The 18,124-nt window shown below is 31.9% G+C and carries 15 protein-coding genes; 11 read left to right on the top strand and 4 right to left on the bottom strand.

The window, feature by feature from the left end:
- Positions 1–87 precede the first annotated feature (87 nt).
- The 4 genes from NQQ59_RS06500 (at position 88) to NQQ59_RS06485 (ending at position 3,864) form a co-directional block, all read left to right on the top strand.
- On the top strand, positions 88–936 hold the full coding sequence (locus tag NQQ59_RS06500) for a hypothetical protein (protein WP_144214844.1): 849 nt from the start codon (positions 88–90) through the stop codon (positions 934–936).
- A gap of 88 nt (positions 937–1,024) precedes the next feature.
- Entirely contained in the window at positions 1,025–1,627 is a 603-nt protein-coding gene (locus NQQ59_RS06495) for a trimeric intracellular cation channel family protein (RefSeq protein WP_144214843.1), read from the top strand.
- Positions 1,628–1,634: 7 nt separating this feature from the next.
- A complete protein-coding gene (locus NQQ59_RS06490) occupies positions 1,635–2,588 on the top strand; it encodes a FemAB family protein (protein ID WP_144214842.1) in 954 nt (317 codons plus the stop codon).
- Between the two features lie 34 nt (positions 2,589–2,622).
- On the top strand, positions 2,623–3,864 hold the full coding sequence (locus NQQ59_RS06485) for an O-antigen translocase (RefSeq protein ID WP_144214841.1): 1,242 nt from the start codon (positions 2,623–2,625) through the stop codon (positions 3,862–3,864).
- Here NQQ59_RS06485 and NQQ59_RS06480 read toward each other — a convergent pair.
- Positions 3,861–4,997: a glycosyltransferase gene (locus tag NQQ59_RS06480; RefSeq protein WP_144214840.1), complete on the bottom strand. Its 1,137-nt coding sequence runs from the start codon at positions 4,995–4,997 to the stop codon at positions 3,861–3,863. The genes NQQ59_RS06485 and NQQ59_RS06480 overlap by 4 nt on opposite strands.
- Before the next feature lie 45 nt (positions 4,998–5,042).
- Between NQQ59_RS06480 and NQQ59_RS06475 the strand changes: the two genes are divergently transcribed.
- Entirely contained in the window at positions 5,043–6,125 is a 1,083-nt protein-coding gene (locus tag NQQ59_RS06475) for a glycosyltransferase (RefSeq protein WP_144214839.1), read from the top strand.
- A complete protein-coding gene (locus NQQ59_RS06470) occupies positions 6,098–6,532 on the top strand; it encodes a sugar 3,4-ketoisomerase (RefSeq protein ID WP_257698154.1) in 435 nt (144 codons plus the stop codon). Before NQQ59_RS06475 ends, NQQ59_RS06470 begins: the two co-directional genes overlap by 28 nt.
- Here the strand turns inward: NQQ59_RS06470 and NQQ59_RS06465 are convergent.
- The 3 genes from NQQ59_RS06465 to NQQ59_RS06455 are packed head-to-tail and all read right to left on the bottom strand — an operon-like array spanning position 6,515 to position 9,009.
- On the bottom strand, positions 6,515–7,444 hold the full coding sequence (locus NQQ59_RS06465) for a glycosyltransferase family 2 protein (RefSeq protein ID WP_144214838.1): 930 nt from the start codon (positions 7,442–7,444) through the stop codon (positions 6,515–6,517). The genes NQQ59_RS06470 and NQQ59_RS06465 overlap by 18 nt on opposite strands.
- Positions 7,445–8,326 (bottom strand): glycosyltransferase family 2 protein, encoded by an 882-nt coding sequence (locus tag NQQ59_RS06460; protein WP_144214837.1) that lies wholly within the window; start codon positions 8,324–8,326, stop codon positions 7,445–7,447.
- A complete protein-coding gene (locus tag NQQ59_RS06455) occupies positions 8,326–9,009 on the bottom strand; it encodes a cell division ATP-binding protein FtsE (RefSeq protein WP_144214836.1) in 684 nt (227 codons plus the stop codon). The genes NQQ59_RS06460 and NQQ59_RS06455 overlap by 1 nt, the downstream gene beginning before the upstream one ends.
- A 334-nt stretch (positions 9,010–9,343) precedes the next feature.
- Here NQQ59_RS06455 and NQQ59_RS06450 point away from each other — a divergent pair, with 334 nt between their 5' ends.
- The 5 genes from NQQ59_RS06450 (at position 9,344) to asnB (ending at position 18,041) form a co-directional block, all read left to right on the top strand.
- Positions 9,344–12,358: a tetratricopeptide repeat protein gene (locus tag NQQ59_RS06450; protein WP_144214835.1), complete on the top strand. Its 3,015-nt coding sequence runs from the start codon at positions 9,344–9,346 to the stop codon at positions 12,356–12,358.
- Between the two features lie 87 nt (positions 12,359–12,445).
- Positions 12,446–13,309, top strand: a complete 864-nt coding sequence (locus NQQ59_RS06445; protein ID WP_144214834.1) for a PhzF family phenazine biosynthesis protein — start codon at positions 12,446–12,448, stop codon at positions 13,307–13,309.
- 151 nt (positions 13,310–13,460) lie between these two features.
- Positions 13,461–15,212, top strand: coding sequence for a TonB-dependent receptor (locus NQQ59_RS06440; protein ID WP_144214833.1), 1,752 nt, complete (start codon positions 13,461–13,463; stop codon positions 15,210–15,212).
- A gap of 178 nt (positions 15,213–15,390) precedes the next feature.
- Positions 15,391–15,840 (top strand): hypothetical protein, encoded by a 450-nt coding sequence (locus NQQ59_RS06435; RefSeq protein WP_144214832.1) that lies wholly within the window; start codon positions 15,391–15,393, stop codon positions 15,838–15,840.
- A 524-nt stretch (positions 15,841–16,364) separates the two neighbouring features.
- Entirely contained in the window at positions 16,365–18,041 is a 1,677-nt protein-coding gene (gene asnB / locus NQQ59_RS06430) for an asparagine synthase B (protein ID WP_144214831.1), read from the top strand.
- The last annotated feature ends 83 nt before the right edge of the window (positions 18,042–18,124 follow it).

Here is an 18,124-nt window from a genome sequence, read left to right as displayed (position 1 = left end):
AAGAAGTAGGAAAGATTCTCCACTTTACGTTTTAATTTTTTATATTTAGCTGATTATTAATTAGTACAATCAAATAAATCCAGCATCATGAAAATTAAAAAGTCTTTCCTTACTGTATTAATGTTGTTTGCTTTCGTTTTTAGTTTCGCTCAAGGCGGAAAAAAACTAGATAAAATCATCAAGAGAGATTATCAGATTATTGAATGTACTATTGCAAAAATGTCTGATAAAACCGTAGAATATTCACTTCCAGGAGAAACATTGCAAATTTCGCTTGACGTCTCACAAATTGCCAGAATTGACTTTGCCAGCGGACGATCGCAAACTTTTGATGTTAGTCAGGGAAATAGTGCACCATCGGCTGCATCGTCTGGAATTACAGCTTCAGAAATGAAGACCAATACAATAGCAGTCCTTCCAGTTCCTTATTTAAATTCAGATACACAGGAAAGCTCAGAAGATATGGCAAAATTTGCCCAAAATGATCTTTATAATAAACTGCTGGACAAATCTTCAAATATTTTTCCGTTAACGGTTCAAGATTTAAGAACGACAAACAGTTTACTGCACAAAGCAGGAATCGACCACACTAACATAGATGAAACTCCAATAGATGATCTGGAAAAAATACTAGGAGTAGATAATATTGTGGCCACTAAAATTTCATATACAATCGGAACAGCTGCAACTTCGACCACTTACAACAGTGGAAATGCAAAAGTGAGCAATAACAACAAAAAAGTAACCACAAACGATGTTTCGACTACCACATCAAACAATCAGAGTTATTATTACTACACGGTTTATTTTGATATGTATAAAAACAGAGATAAAATCTACTCTCAGACTCGCAAGCCCTTTTTAGCAGTAAAAGACAGTTGGATGGATTCTGTAAGTTATTTATTAAAGAGAAGTCCGATTTACGTTAAAAAATAACGATTACATTTAGAGTAATTTATTTGTTCAGATAATTCCTTACAACTTTGTAACTTTGTCCCTTTGCATCTTTGTAACTTAAAAAAAAATGTTTCACTTACTAGATATTATTGGGACAATGGCATTTGCGATGTCCGGAGCTTTAACGGCAATGCATAAAAAACTGGATCCGTTTGGTGTTTTTATTATTGCCTTTGTTACGGCAGTTGGAGGCGGAACACTTCGTGATGTACTTATCGGAAGAACTCCTGTAGGTTGGATGCGTGATATGCAGTATGTTTATGTGATCATTTTAGGATTTTTTCTTGCCATTATTTTTAGAAAAAGGTTTGATAAACTCAGAACTTCATTATTTTTATTTGATACGATTGGTCTTGGCGTTTTTACTTTGATTGGTCTAGAAAGAGGTCTTCTAACTGGACTTCATCCTGCAATTTGTATTGCGTTGGGAACCATGACAGCTTGTTTTGGAGGTGTAATTCGTGATATTTTGTGTAACGAAATCCCGAACGTTTTTAGAGAAGAAATATATGCTACAATCTGTATTTTTGGCGGAATCGTATTTTTTGGTTTACGACAACTAAACTTAAATGTCGATGTCTTGTATTTGGTTACTTCCCTTGTTATTATTGTAATCAGGCTTATGGCGGTAAAATATAAATGGCACTTAAAAGCATTTGATCACAAGTAATTCGCAGATGAAAAAATACAGTATAAAGAAATACAATCAGGAGGATTTTTCAGTTTGGAACGATTTTATCGCTCAGGCAAAAAACGCTACTTTTTTGTTTCATCGCGATTTTATGGAATATCATAAAGATCGATTTGAAGATTTTTCGCTTTTAGTTTTTGAAGATGAAAAATTACGTGCTGTTCTTCCAGCCAATAAAAAAGGAAATGACCTTTATTCTCATCAAGGACTTACTTATGGCGGATTGGTTTATACTTCTAAATTAAATGCAGAAAAAGTAGAATCGATTCTGGATGAAATTTTACTTTTTTTGAAAGAAAACCAAATAGAAACTTTTTATTATAAGCCAATTCCGGATTTTTATTTTTCGCAGGGAAACAAAGAAATGGAGTTTTTTTTAATGAGAAGACATGCAGTTTTGGAAAGAAAAGAAATGAATTTAGCGATTAATCTATCTGTACCTTTGAAGATTTCAAAAAGTAAATTAAAACACTTTAGAAGAATAGAAAACTTAGATGTAGAGATTGTAGAAGAATTAGATTTTGATCCTTTCTGGGAGAAAATTTTGAAACCACGTTTACAAGAGAAATTCAATACAAAGCCAGTTCATTCTCAAGAAGAAATTACACTTTTAAAATCTAGATTTCCTCAAAATATAAAACAATATTCAGCATATAAGGATGGTCACATTATAGCTGGAATAACCATTTTTGAAACTAAAAATGTAGTTAAATCGCAATATGGAGCTACTTCAAAAATTGGAGAAAAATTTAGAGCTTTGGATTTTCTATTTATAAATCTAACACGTAAGTATCAAAATGAGGGTAAGTATTTTTTAGATATGGGAATTGTGGATGATGAAAATGAAGCAGGGTATAATCTGGGACTTTTGAAACAAAAAGAAGAATTAGGTTGTTCCGTCTATAATCAGGATTTTTTCATGATAAATTTAATGCACTAATTTGAATTTCTATAAAAAAATAATTCAAACGAGTTTGTTTAAGATTACATCTTTAAACAGTTTTAGTGTACTTTTAAAAATCGGAATTGGTTTAATTACGTCCAAAATACTAGCCATTTTTGTTGGTCCAAGCGGAATGGCTTTGGTTGGGAACCTTCGTAATTTCTTGACGTCTTTAGAAAATATTTCCACGTTAGGATTTCAAAACGGAATCGTAAAATATACCGCCGAAAATGAACGGAATAAATCGGAGCTTCAAAAAATAATTACAACCGTTTTTTTGAGTTTGTCCTTTATGGCTGTGCTCTTAGGCGTTATTTTATTTTTTACAGCGAATTATTGGAACACTAGAATTTTCGGAAATGACACCCAATATTTGCTGGTTTTCAAAGTTCTGGCTTTCGCTTTGCCTTGTTATGCAGTTTCTATTTTCTTCGTCGCTTTAATAAACGGTTTAGGAAAATTTAAAAAAGTAATCTGGATCAATATTATCGGAAATACAATCGGATTGTTGGTTTCTGTTTTGATGATTTTACAATATCAGACAATAGGAGCTTTATTGGCCATCGTCGTAGCTCCAGCTTTATTATTTTTTGTAACTTTTTATCTGGTTCAAAAAGAGATTGATTTCTTTCAAATCATAAAACTAAAATTATTTGATTTTCAGATCATAAAAAATCTCTCTTCTTACTCTGTAATGGCTTTAGTTTCTTCGGTTATCGGACCAATTGTATTTCTGGCAGTTCGAAATGAAATCATTCAGAATTTAGGAATAGAGGAGGCAGGATATTGGGAAACGATGACCAGAATTTCGTCTTATTATCTTTTGTTTGTCAGCACCATTTTGACGGTTTATTTTTTGCCAAAACTTTCTAAAGCGTCTACAAATCAAGAAACCAAAAGTATTTTTTGGCAGTATTATAAATTCATTCTTCCTGTTTTTGTTTTGGGTTTAATTGTGCTTTATCTAGCAAGATTTTTTGTTGTGGAACTTCTTTTTACAAAAGAATTTTTACCTGTCACCAATTTGTTTTTCTGGCAGTTTTTAGGCGATATTTTTAAAGTCTGCGCCCTGATTTTAGGCTATCAGTTTTTTGCAAAAAAGTTGACTTTGGCTTTTATAATTACAGAATTATATTCCTTGTTTGTCTTGTATTCGGCAAGTTTATATTACATGAAAATGTTCCAAATTGAAGGTGTCGTTTTGGCTTATGCCTTTCAGAATTTAAGTTATTTGTTGATTCTCGGCATCTATTTTAGAAAAAGTTTGTTTTAGTTTTCATTCCATTTTTGAATGTAATGCTTCGCAATTTTTACATAATGATGTTCTTTTTCTATAAAAGCTCTCGCACGATTTCCAATTGTTCTAATTTCTTTTGGATTTTCAATCAAAAAAGACAATTCATTTACCAAATAATCAACATCTGGAATGGCATTTATGCAGACTTTTTCAGAAAGATTATAATAGTTCGTAAACTCCGTTTGGGCGTTTGTAAAAACTACTTTTCCTTTTGCCATCGATTCCAAAGCATTATAACCTTGATCGTATCCGTAAATTTGATCTAACAAAATATGAGAACGATTATACAGATTAATATATTCAGAATAAGGAACGCTTCGCACCGTAATGATTTCGACTTTTGAACCATATTTTGTCTCAATTTTTTCCAAAGCTTTTTCAAAATAATCGTTGCCTTTTTTCAAATAATTATCATTGTTAATTCCGTGAAAAATAATGACTTTATCAAGAATCGAAATAGGTTCAAACGGAAGTTTATCGATATTAATTGGATTCGGAATCATTCCTAAATATTTAGGGTTTCCTTGTAATGGAAGGTGATAATCTAAATCTGAAGCAATAATACCACGACAGTTTTTATAGATAAATTGATGCAGTTCGTAAAAAGCTTTTTTGCGGAATTTCAGCACATTTCCAAAAGACTTTTTATCAATTTTATGATCTAGATATAACGGAATTACAGATTTAAAATTCGGATTTTCAAAACAAAACTTCACATTCAAATAGTCAAAACCACAACTTAAGAGATATAATTTTTGATTGTTTTTTAAAAGACTTGAAATGATTTTTTTTTCAAAATAAGGCTGGCAATGAAAACTGTTTTCGTTGATTAACTGTACAATATCAAAACCTGAACATTGTTTTTTGAATTTTAAAAACTGGCAGTAAGTAAAATAAGAACTGATATCAAAACCAGAGATTTTGTAAACCGCAATTTTTAGCTTTTTCAATATACCAGAATCCCATTTTTTTAAGATAGGAAAGTCAACAGGAAAGTTTTTAAAACCGTCCTTTCGACCGATGATAAAAACTTCATGTCCTAAAGCCTGCAAACCCGCTTTTAAAGAATTGTGCAAATGACTGTATTCTCCTACCAGTAAAACTTTCATTAATGTGTATATTTGACAAATATATTTACTTTTTCGGTCAAAAACATGAATAAAAAGAAAGTTGCTATTGTTTCAAATTCTTTAGGAAAAGGAGGAGCAGAACGTTTTGCAGCTTTATTGACTTTTGTGTTAGAAAAATCTGGTTTTGAGGTACATTCAATTATTGTAAATGATGCTGTAGATTATTCGTATACAGGAACTTTGTTTAATTTGGAAAAGGAAAGTTCGAATTCATTTTCTTTTTTTAGAAAATTAAAAAAAGGAAAAGTATTGAGAAATTATTTGAATGAATACAATATCGAAATCGTAATCGACAGCAGATCAAGAAATGTGTTGCTGCGAGAATTAATTACGAAATTCATTTATCGCGATTTAAAAACCTATTATATCGTTCACAGTTATAATTTTAAGAATTATTTTCCTTCTTCAAAATTTTGGTCAAGAATACTTTATAAAAATGCCGAGGCCTTAATCTGTGTTTCAAAAGCGATTGAAGAAAAAGTAAAGCAGCTTTATAAATTCGATAATGCCATTACGATTTACAATCCTTTTTTTATTGCTGATGAAGAATTAAAAAAAGAGTTTTCTGAAATCAAAAAGGTGATTTTGTTTTTTGGAAGGTTCGACGAAAAAGTAAAGAATTTTACTTTAATGTTAGAAGCTTTTTCGCAATCCAAAATATATGAAAAAGATTATCGCCTCCATTTGATGGGAACTGGAAACGATTTGGATTTTATTCAACAGAAAATTAGAGCTTTGAATTTGAATGATTTTGTTGAAATTCTTCCTTTTAAACAAAATCCGTTTGATGAGGTTCGAGCAGCAAAATTTACGATTTTGACAAGTAATTACGAAGGTTTTCCGTTGTCAATTGTAGAATCATTAGCTTTGGGAACTCCTGTAATTTCGGTCGATTGTAATTCTGGGCCAAGAGAAATTATTCAAAATGAGTTTAATGGATTATTGGTTGAAAATCATAATCCAAAAGCTTTGGCTGAAGCGATAAATCGATTTGCAGAAGAAGACAAATTATATGATTTTTGTAAAAAGAACGCGGCTGAAAGTGTGCAGCACTTATCTTTAAAAAATAGTACGAAACAATGGAAAAAGCTTCTAACGAATCAATAATGAACAGTATTTCAGATATTCAATTGATTGAAATTCCTAAAATTCAGGATCGAAGAGGAAATCTTTCGGTAATTGAAGGAGATACGATTCCGTTTGTTTCCAAAAGAGTGTATTATTTGTACGATGTTCCAAGCGGAAGCAAGAGAGGCGGTCATGCGCACATAGAACAACAGGAACTTTTGATTGCCTTAAGTGGCAGTTTTGATGTAGTTCTAAAAGACGGGAAAGATATCACAACCGTTACACTTAATAAACCAAATGTTGGTCTTTTGATCGTTTCAGGAATTTGGCGTGAACTTAAAAATTTCTCTTCCGGAAGTGTTTGTCTGGTTTTGTCTTCGGATGAATTTAAAGAAGAAGATTATATTCGGGAATATAAAAAATTCAGATTATTTAAAGACAGATGAACCAATTCCTAAATTGGCTAAAAAAGTTTTAAAAGAAATTAAAAAACGTAGTGTAAATGCAGGAAGAGTTAATAAAAATCCTTTCTTCCAGCCCAAATTCTCTAAATCAATTGGCTTAGAATATTTTGTAAAAAGAGCTTTTTCTCCAGCTAATTTACTTTTTATAGCCAATGAAAATCGATTTAAATCTAAGAACTTTTTTAAATCCGGATTTGTTTTTTCAGCTTCTTCATATTTCGAAAAATCCATTTTTTCTTTAATCCATTTACTGTTTTTCGAAAGACTTCTGGGGTCGTAAACATAACGAGCCAATATTTCCCAAGAAAAAACAACAGGATAAAGAATTCCGATTCTAATCCATAAATCGGTATCCTGGCCACTTTTGATCTTAGTATCAAAATTTCCAGCTTCTTCAAAAATGGTTTTATGGAAAACCGCACAAGAAGTACAAAGAACAGTTTCCTTCATACTGGCTTGAAAATAATTTACAATTTCAAATTCATTGCCTGATTTTGAAATGGAATATTGTGATGAAATTATTTTTTTTGAAGTATCAATTTCAATTGCAGCCGAAAAGACTTTTTGTTCTGGAACTTTAGAAATGTTATTAAACATCGTTTCTAAAAACGTCGGATACCAATAATCGTCGGCATCGAGAAAGGTTATGAAATCAGAATTTGCCTTCTCAATTCCGTAATTTCTTGCCGTAGAAGCGCCTTCATTTTTTTTGCTGAAATAATGAATTCTCGAATCTTTAAACGATTGTAATTTTTCTTCACTTTTATCTGTAGATCCATCATTTACCACAATAATTTCAAAATCCTGAAAAGTTTGATCCAAGACACTTTGTATCGTGTTTTCGATAAAATTTTCTTTGTTATAAAGTGGAATTATGACAGAAAAAAAAGCCATTTATTTTGATTTTAAAAAGGTAAAGTAACCTAATTTATAAATGTCAAACAAAAAAAGCGAAGGCTGTTTTGAAAGAAGATTTCGTTCAATTTTCGATTCAAATCTCCTAAAAATAAAAGAAAAAACAGAAAGTAATCGTACTGTTTTTAAAACTTCAAATGAAGCTATAATTCTACTTTTATTAACTGAAATCTTATTTTTGGCATTTAAAAAAGCGAGGTTTTCTAATGCTGTTTTTGTTTTATTTAAAAATAGGGTAGAAGTTTCCAGATTTAGATGAAAAACAGGATTTTCAATAGGCGTGATTTCGATTTTGTTTGATTTTAAAACAGCAAAAAAAAGTAAATCTTCGTAACCATATTTCGTCAATGTTTCATCAAAAGGAAAACGAAGCACAATTTCTTTTTTGATCAATAGATTAGAAACCAGTGCCGTTTCAGCAGGATTTTGGATTCTTTGGGATAAAGGTAAAGCTTCTCTTTCTTTGCCATAAATCCATCTTAAAATATGTTCGTGGTCAGGTTTTTTATCTTCATATAAAAGTCCGCCAAAAACAACTTTGTTTTTTATTTCAGAAATGTATTTAGAAATAAAATTTTCGTTTACAGGCATTACATCAGCATCCAAAAAAAGCAGGTTTTCATAAACCGCTTTTTTAGCTAATAAATTCCGAATTGCACTTCGTCCGATATTTTTTTCGAGAATAGAATATGAGGTATTTTCGAATTGCTTAATTCTTTCGTTTTCAATTAAAAATTCTTGAGAAGCATCATCTAAACAAATAATTTCAAAAGGAATTTTACATTTTAAAACTTGTTGGTGTAAATTTTCTACAAGTGTAAAAATGTTATAATTGTAAACGGGAATTAAAATCGAAAGCATTACACGCTTCTTTGCACGACTTCGAAGATTCTTTCATCTTCGCATTTCAATGTTTTAGAAGGGAATTTCATTAACAAAGCATAATCGTGAGTCGCCATGATAATCGTTTTACCAGCAGCGTTGATTGCTTTTAATACTTCTAAAACCTCAGAACTTGTCTGTGGATCAAGATTTCCTGTTGGTTCATCAGCCAAGATGAATTCCGGATCGTTAAGCAATGCTCTTGCTATAGCAACACGCTGTTGTTCTCCTCCAGAAAGTTGGTGAGGCATTTTGTTGACAAAATCTTTCATGCCAACTTTATCCAAAACTTCGTCAATTTTGTGTAGCATCGCTTCTTTTTCAGTCCATCCTGTAGCTCTTAAAACAAAAAGCATATTGTCTTTAATCGAACGGTCTGGAAGCAGTTTAAAGTCTTGAAATACAATACCAATTTTACGTCTTAAATACGGAATGTCATTTTCTTTTAAAGTAGCCAAATCAAATTCAACGATATGTCCTTCTCCTTCAACTAATGGTAAATCAGCGTATAAAGTTTTTAAGAAACTACTTTTTCCAGAACCTGTTTTACCGATGATGTAGATAAATTCACCATGGTTAACATCTAAATTAATGTGAGAGATAATTTTTCTTCCTTCTTGATATATAGTGACTTCTTTAAGAGACAGTACGGTTTGTGACATAATAAAATTGGTTTGAATGGTAAAAGTAATAAGATAACGTATGTATTCAAAATAAATTTGAATCATTTCTTATTAAAAAGCTTAAAAAAATTAAACGATCTATATGGGACAAGTTCATTTAATAAAAGTCGGGTAAAGTTTTCTGACTAATAATAACTTATAGACCTTATATCGTTTTTGATTTATTTGTTTTAGAAAGTTTGAGAACCAATAAATTGAAGCTGATTAGACTCTAAAATCACAGCAGTTTGTTAATTTGTTTATAATAAAACCTCAAAACGTTTCGTTATAAAGCGTATAAAATGATACATTTGAATATTAAAATATTATTAAAATGCGTAAACTTTCCTGGTTCTTTTTATTGCAAATCTCTCTTACTTCGACGATAGTTTCGGCACAAAAATCGGCTATTTATACTTACGAATTAAAAGATTTTGACAAAGCACTGGCTTTATATAACGACAAACAGTATGCGTCGGCTCAATTGATTTTTGAGAAGGTAAAATACAATGCAACAAACGAAGAAGTTCAATCTGATTGTGCTTATTACATTGCCAATTGTGCGATTAGAACCAATAAAGCAAATGCCGATGCTTTGGTAGAAAAATTCGTTAGCGATTACCCGACAAGTACCAAACAGAATCAGGCTTATATAGAAGCAGCGCAGTTTTTTTTCGAACAAGGAAATTATCCAAAAGCTTTGCAATGGTTTGACAAAGTAGATGAAAGTTATATGAGCAAATCAGAATCTGATAAGTTCAATTTCATGAAAGGTTATAGCTATTTTAATGCGAAAAAGAAAAAAGAAGCAACAAACTATTTCAATAAAGTGGTGAATTCTAAAGAATATGGTTCTCAAGCCAAATATTATTTAGGATTTATGGCTTATGAAGGTGACGATTACAAAGAAGCAACCAAATATTTTGACGAGGTTTCGGGCGAAGAAAAATACAAAGAAAAGCTTTCGTACTATCAGGCTGACATGAATTTCAAATTGGGGAATTTCCAAAAAGCGATTGATTTAGGTCAGGTTGCGATGAATAAATCGAACGAAATTGAAAAATCAGAATTGAATAAAATTATTGGAGAAAGTTATTTCAATTTAAAACAATACGATAAAGCCATTCCATATTTAGAAAAATATGCTGGTAAAAAAGGAAAGTGGAATAATACCGATTTTTATCAGTTGGGTTATGCTTATTATGAGCAGAAAAACTACGAAAAAGCAATTTCTCAATTCAATAAAATTATTGAAGGAAAAGATTTCGTAGCTCAAAATGCCTATTATCATTTAGGTTTAAGTTATTTGAATATTGGTAAAAAACAAGAAGCATTAAATGCTTTTAAAAATGCTTCAGAAATGGATTTCAATGCGCAAATTCAAGAAGATGCATCTTTAAATTACGCTAAACTGAGTTATGATATTGGAAATGCTTACCAAGCGGTTCCTGGAATTTTATTAGATTTCTTAAAAAAATATCCAAACAATTCAAGCCGTTCAGAAGTAGAAAAATTATTGGTTGATTCTTATATTTCTTCTAAAAACTACAAAGAAGCATTGGCTTTATTAGAAAAAAATAGAACAGCAGAAAACAAGGCAGCGTACCAAAAAGTATTGTTTTACCGTGGAGTAGAATTGTACAATGAATCAAATTACCAAGAAGCTGGTAAAATGTTCAAAAGCGCAATCAGCGAACAAAAAACACCTGAATTTACAGCTCGTGCGACGTTCTGGAAAGCTGAAACAGAATATTTGAACGATGACATGCAAAATGCCTTGTTAACTTACAAACAATTTGCTGGAATGGCTGCTACTAAATCGACAGACGAATACAAAAATATCAACTACAATATTGGTTACACGTATTTTAAATTGAAAGAATACGATCAAGCAGCCAATTCTTTTCAGGCTCAAATTGATAATTCTCCATCAGATAAAGTTCGTTTGAACGATTCTTACTTGCGTTTGGGTGATTGCCGTTTTGTGACTTCAAAATACAGCGCAGCAAATGAAGCTTATGGAAAAGCGATTGCTGCAAAAGGTGTAGATGCCGATTATGCACAGTTTCAAAGAGCACTTTCATACGGATTTATGTCTAATAATGCTAAGAAAGCAGATGAGTTGAACAACTTTATTCAGATGTACAAAAAATCATCTTATCGTGATGATGCTTTGTTTGAATTAGGAAATACTTACGTTGCAGAAAAGAAAAACGAGCAGGCGATAAAAGCGTATGATCAATTGATTTCTGAATTCAAAAATGGATCATTTACTTCAAAAGCTATTTTAAAACAAGGTCTTATTTATTATAATTCAGATCGTGATGAGCAAGCTTTAACGAAGTTTAAAAAAGTTGCGGCTGAATTCCCAAAAACTCCAGAAGCCCTAGAAGCCGTTGCAACAGCAAGATTAATCTATGTTGATTCTGGAAAAGTAGACGAATATGCAACCTGGGTTCGTACATTGGATTTCGTTGCCGTTACAGATGCAGAATTGGATAATGATACTTATGATGCTGCTTTTAAACAATACAGTCAAAACAATCCTAAACAAGCTATTCCTGGTTTTGCAGGTTATATTGCTAAATTCCCTAATGGAATGCATGCTCTAGAATCTAATTTCTATTTGGCACAATTGACTTACGCTGAAGGTTCTGAAACGAAATCTATTGCTAATTATCAGTTTGTAGTGGATCAGCCTAGAAATGAATTTACAGAGCAAGCTTTGAACAGATTGGCTCAGATTTATTTGAAAACTAAAGATTGTGATAAAGCAATTCCAGTTTTAACTCGTTTAGAGAGTGAAGCTGATTATCCGCAAAATAAAAATTTTGCTCAAGCCAATTTGATGAAATGTTATTACGATAAAAAGGATTATGATAATTCGGTTATTGCTGCAGATAAAGTTTTAGAAAATCCGAAAGCAGATGCAGGTGTAAAAGCAGATGCGCAAATTATTGTGGCAAGAGCGGCAATCCAGACAGGAAATGAAGACAAAGCTAAAGCGGCTTATGCGAAATTAGCAACAACTTCTAAAGGAGAATTAGCAGCTGAAGCTTTGTATTACGATGCTTATTTTAAAACCAAAGAAGGAAAATATGAAGCTTCAAATACTGCAGTTCAAAAATTAGCCAAAAGCTATTCTGCTTACAAATATTATGGTGCAAAAGGTTTAGTCTTAATGGCGAAAAACTTCTACGGATTAAAAGACAGCTATCAAGCGACTTATATTTTAGATAACGTAATCAACAACTTTACTGATTATTCAGATGTTGTAGAAGAAGCTAAAAAAGAATTAGGCGCAATAAAAGTAGAAGAGTCAAAAACGAATTCGTCAATTAATCGATAAAGACAAAGTAGATGAAAGAAGCGAGAAGTAAGATTTCTTAGAAAGTCTTTTCTTTTGCTTCTTGCCTCTAAAAAGAAAAAGAAAGAAATGAGTTTACCTTTTTATATAATTGACGTTTTTGCAGATAAGAAATATGCTGGAAATCAATTGGCAGTTTTTATGGATGCAGAAAATTTAAGTTCAGACGAAATGCAGCAGATTGCCAGAGAAATTAATTTTGCCGAAAGCACATTTGTTACCAAACTGGATAAAGAAAAGAATAAAGCGGAGATTAGAATTTTTACTCCATCTCAGGAAATGCAGTTTGCAGGACATCCAATCATTGGAACTTCATGGGTTTTGATGAATAAGATCTTTGATGATTCGCCGAGCGAAATAAAATTAGAGGTTCCAATTGGACCAATTGCAATTAATAAAACTGAAGATCAGATTTGGTTAAAAGCAGCACAACCCAAATTTTGGGATACTTTTTCTAAGATAGATTTTACATTTTTCAGTAATCTGCAAGTAAGTGATTTCGAAAATCAGTTTCCAATTCAGGAAGTAACAACAGGAAGTGCTTTTGTAATGGTTGGATTAAGTAGTAAAAGAGCTTTAGAGAATTTGGTTTTAAATAAAGATAAAACAGATGAATGGTTAAAACAGCATTGTAAAACGAGTCATCGTGGTTTGTATTTTTATTACTTAGAAGGTTCTAAGTTGTTTAGCCGAATGTTATGCATCGAACACAATCAACTGGTAGAAGATGCTGCGACCGGAAGTGCAAGTACTTGTTTGCAAGCCTTTTTGTTGAAATATCATAAACCTGAACTGGAATTGACAAATCATCAGGGAGATTATATCAATCGTCCATCTGAAATTTATTTCAAAGGAAAGTTGACAGATGATCAGTTTGATATCAATATAGGCGGAAAAGCTCAATTTGTTGCCAAAGGCGAGTGGGAAGCGTAATTGATTTTAGAATATAGATTTTAGATTTAAGAAGAAGAAAAAAAGAAAATAGAATATAGAGAATAGAACAAAGAGTTTGAGTAAAAGAATTGAGATATAGCAAAAGTCTATGTTCTATGATCTTTTCTCTATACTCTCAAATAGAAGAAATATGAAATTAAACTGCCGACATAAAATAATTATATTGTTAGTGTTATTTACAGCTCAGTTTTCGATTGCGCAAAAGAAAAATGAAAGTATCGGAACAGAAACTGTAAACGTGGTGAAACCTTATTCGCCTACTATTTCAGATGCTTTTAAAGTAAAAGAAAATCCTTCGCTTGATGATAGTGGCAATCAACCGAAAGAAGTTATTAAATACAGCATTTTGTCTGTTCCTGTAGCTTCGACTTTTACGCCTTCTAAGGGAAAAGCTGAAGGAGTTGAAAAAGCTAAAAAAGAAAAATTGTTCAATAATTATGCGACTTTGGGTGTTGGAAATTACAGTACCTTAAATGCAGAATTATTCGTAAATCAGGATTTAGGAAACAATGATTATGTAGCAGGAATGTTTCGCCATCATTCTTCACAAGGCGGTATTAAAGATGTAGAGCTAAATGATGAATTTTATGATACAGCAATCAATGTAGGTTACGGTCAGAACAACAGAGATAATTCTTGGAATGTAGATTTAGGTTATCAAAATCAAATTTACAATTGGTACGGACTTCCTTCAGATTTTGGTTCAACAATTCCATCTCAACGTTTAGATTTGCTAAACAGTATTAGTCCAGATCACTCTTATAATACGATTTGGTTAGGCGGAAATGCTGAATTTACAGAAAGTATTTTTAGTAATCTTTCGACAAAATTCACTCATTTTTCGGATAGTTATTCTTCATCAGAAAATAGATTTTTTGTAAAACCGACTTTTACTGTTGATGTAATGGATCAGGCTATAAAAACAAATGTGATTGTAGATCATGTAAGTGGTTCTTTTAAAAATAATTATTTGAAGGATAATACAGAACGTTTAAATTATAGTTTTACAAATGTTGGAATTGAGCCAAGTTTTGTAATCAATGAAAATGACTGGACTCTAGAATTAGGAGCTGGAGTTTTTTATAGTGCGGATTCTGAAAATAGCGGTAACAAATTCTATTTTTACCCAAAAGTAAATGCATCTTATAAATTGGTTGGTGATTTAATGATTTTTTATACGGGAGTAAATGGAGGTTTAAAACAAAATTCTTATGCAGATTTTGTAACTGAAAATCCGTTTTTGTCTCCGACCTTAAACATGCGTCCATCAAGTACTCAGTATAACGTTTTTGCTGGTTTAAAAGGGAAATTGGCAAACAATGTCAATTATAATTTAACAGGTTCTTATTTGAATGAAAAGAATAAAGCGCTGTTTAAAGCAAATGATTATACAGAAGTTATTACCAATGAAGATTATGCTTTTGGAAACTCTTTTGGAGTGGTTTATGAAGATATTAGAACATTGCGTTTTTATGCAGAATTAAAAGCTGATTTCTCTCAAAATGTAACTTTCGGAATCAATGGAACCTTCAATAGTTACAACACAGATAATGTAGTTGAAGCATGGAATTTGCCAACAATGAAATTAAGTTCAACTTTAGACGTTAATATTACTAAGCAGTGGTATGCAGGAGTTAATGTGTTTTATGTAGGAGAGAGAAAAGATATGCAGGTAAATTCGGCAATCACAACCAATGCAGCTCCAATTACATTAAAAAGTTATTTTGATGCCAATGCACATTTAGGATATAAATTTAGCGAACGTTTGACGTTTTTCTTAAAAGCAAATAATATCGGAAATCAAGCTTATCAAAAATGGCTGAATTATCCAGTTCAAGGATTTCAGATTTTAGGAGGCGCAAATTATAAATTTGATTTTTAGGCTTTTTGCAACAAAGAGACTAGGGCACAAAAGTTTTGTAAAAGAATAAAGTGCCTTTTTTTTTCAGCCATGAACTCATGAATTTTTTGGAGTAGATTCGTGAATTCGTGGCTGTTTTTTTTAATAAAGAAAAAACCTTTGCATCTTTGTACCTTAGAACCTCAGTACCTCAAAAGAAATGACTTTCAAAGAAAAAATATATTCCCATTATTCCCAAATGGTTCAAGATAGAATGGATGTTTTTAGAGACATGATTTCAAACTTGACCGAAGATTCCAAAAACGACGCAAAAGGTTCTGCCGGCGATAAACACGAAACGGCTTTATCAATGATGCATATTGAGCAGGAAAAACTGACGAATAAACTTAAAGAAGCAATAGAGCAAAAAGGGATTTTAGATAAAATTGATCCGATTAAAACTACTGAAAACATTGTTTTAGGAAGCTTGGTAAAAGCAAACGGAATTTATTTGTATGTAAGTGTTGCGCTTCCAAAAATTGCCATTGACGGAATTAATGTCATCGCACTTTCTCCACAATCTCCTTTAGGAAATCATTTAATGGGGAATAAAGCTGGGTTTAAATTTGAGATTAATAAAACGCATTATACTATTGAAAGTATAGAGTAGGTTTTTTGTTACTTCAAACTTTTTCAAATTATCAACTTTGTCAAAGTTTTAAACTTTGACAAAGTTCTCAATGTAAATAGCTTTACACAATCTTGTCATCCTGACGAAGGAAGGATCACACTAGTGGTTGGCAAAGATTGGTGATTTCTTTGCGGAGTTTATAGTGTGATTCTTCATTCCTCAGAATAACAAACTATACGTGTAATCCCTTAACTATTATATAAAACACAATTATAGAACAACTTTCCATCTTCTCTTTACGAATCTTTTACTTATTCTGAAATAACTCAAAATTTAATTCAAGAAATAGAACAAAACTTTAAAATTTAAACCAATTTTAGTTCCTAAATTAAAAATTTCAAGTTTAGAGCTTTTTTTAATATGAAAATTTTACATTTTGTATATAAAATGATTATTTTGATTGATATTTGTAATTGATATTGGTGAATGTGTTTTTCAATTGTAACTAATACTTCATCTTTGCCTTATCAAATTAAAATTTAAAAAATAAAATATAGGATATTATGTGTGGAATTGTATGTGCCTTTGATCTTAAACAAAAAGCCGAAGCGTTAAGACCTCAAGTATTAGAAATGTCAAAAATCATTCGTCACCGTGGACCAGACTGGAGCGGAATTTACAGCAATGATAAAGCAATTCTTTCTCACGAGCGTTTGGCAATTGTAGATCCAGCTTCAGGAAAACAACCTTTATTTACAGAGGATAAAAAATTGGTTTTGGCTGCAAATGGTGAAATTTACAATCACAGAGATTTGCGTAAACAATTCGAAGGAAAATATAACTTTCAAACAGAAAGTGACTGCGAAGTTATTTTAGCTTTATACAGAGAAAAAGGGGTAAACTTCGTTGATGAATTAAACGGAATCTTCGGTTTTGCAATTTATGATGTTGATAAAGATGAATACTTCGTTGCTCGTGATCATATGGGAATTATTCCATTATACATTGGATGGGATCAACACGGAACTTTCTACGTAGCTTCTGAATTAAAAGCTCTTGAAGGATATTGTACAAAAATCGAATTATTCCCTCCAGGACACTACTTGTCAAGTAAAGATGGAGAATTTGTACAATGGTACAAAAGAGACTGGACAGAGTACGATGCAGTAAAAGACAACGAAACAAGTATTCCAGAAATCAGAAAAGCGCTTGAGGCAGCAGTTCACAGACAATTAATGAGTGACGTTCCTTACGGAGTTTTACTTTCTGGAGGTTTAGATTCTTCTATTACTTCAGCAGTAGCTAAAAAATTCGCTCAAAAAAGAATCGAATCTGATGATACTACAGATGCTTGGTATCCACAATTGCACTCTTTCTCAGTTGGATTGGAAGGTTCTCCAGACTTAGCTGCAGCAAGAAAAGTAGCAGATCATATTGGGACTATTCACCACGAAATTAAATTTACCATTCAAGAAGGTTTAGATGCCGTTCGTGATGTAATTTATAACTTAGAAACTTATGATGTAACTACAGTTAGAGCTTCAACTCCAATGTGGTTAATGGCAAGAGTTATTAAGTCAATGGGAATCAAAATGGTTCTTTCAGGAGAAGGAGCAGATGAGTTGTTTGGAGGATATTTATATTTCCACAAAGCGCCAAACGCAAAAGAATTCCACGAAGAAAACGTTCGTAAATTAGGTAAACTTCATATGTACGACTGTTTACGTGCAAACAAAAGTTTAGCAGCGTGGGGAATTGAAGGACGAGTGCCATTCTTGGATAAAGAATTTATGGATGTTGCGATGCGTATCAACCCACAAGATAAAATGATCAATAAAGAACATCCGATGGAAAAATGGGTTGTTCGTAAAGCTTTTGAAGACATGCTTCCAGAAAGTGTAGCTTGGAGACAAAAAGAGCAATTTTCTGATGGAGTAGGATACAGCTGGATTGATACTTTGAAAGAAGTGGTAGCCAGAGAAGTTTCGGATGAGCAGTTAGCAAACGCTAGATTCAAATTCCCATTACAGACACCAACTTCAAAAGAAGAATATTACTATCGTTCTATTTTTACGGAACATTTTCCAAGTGACGCAGCAGCATTATGTGTGCCTCAGGAAGCAAGTGTGGCTTGTAGTACAAAAATTGCTTTGGAGTGGGATGAAGCTTTCAAAAACATGAACGATCCATCTGGAAGAGCTGTAGCAAGTGTTCACGATGATGCTTATGTAAAAGCCTAAATACGAGTTTAATTTTTAGAATTAGTATATATATTGCCGAAAGACGTTCTTTTTAAGGACGTCTTTCTTGTCTAAAATTGTTA

The organism is Flavobacterium panacis (genome assembly GCF_024649945.1).
GTDB lineage: Bacteria > Bacteroidota > Bacteroidia > Flavobacteriales > Flavobacteriaceae > Flavobacterium > Flavobacterium panacis.
Note: the sequence above shows the minus strand (reverse complement) of the source record. Positions and strands in the feature narration are given on the sequence as shown.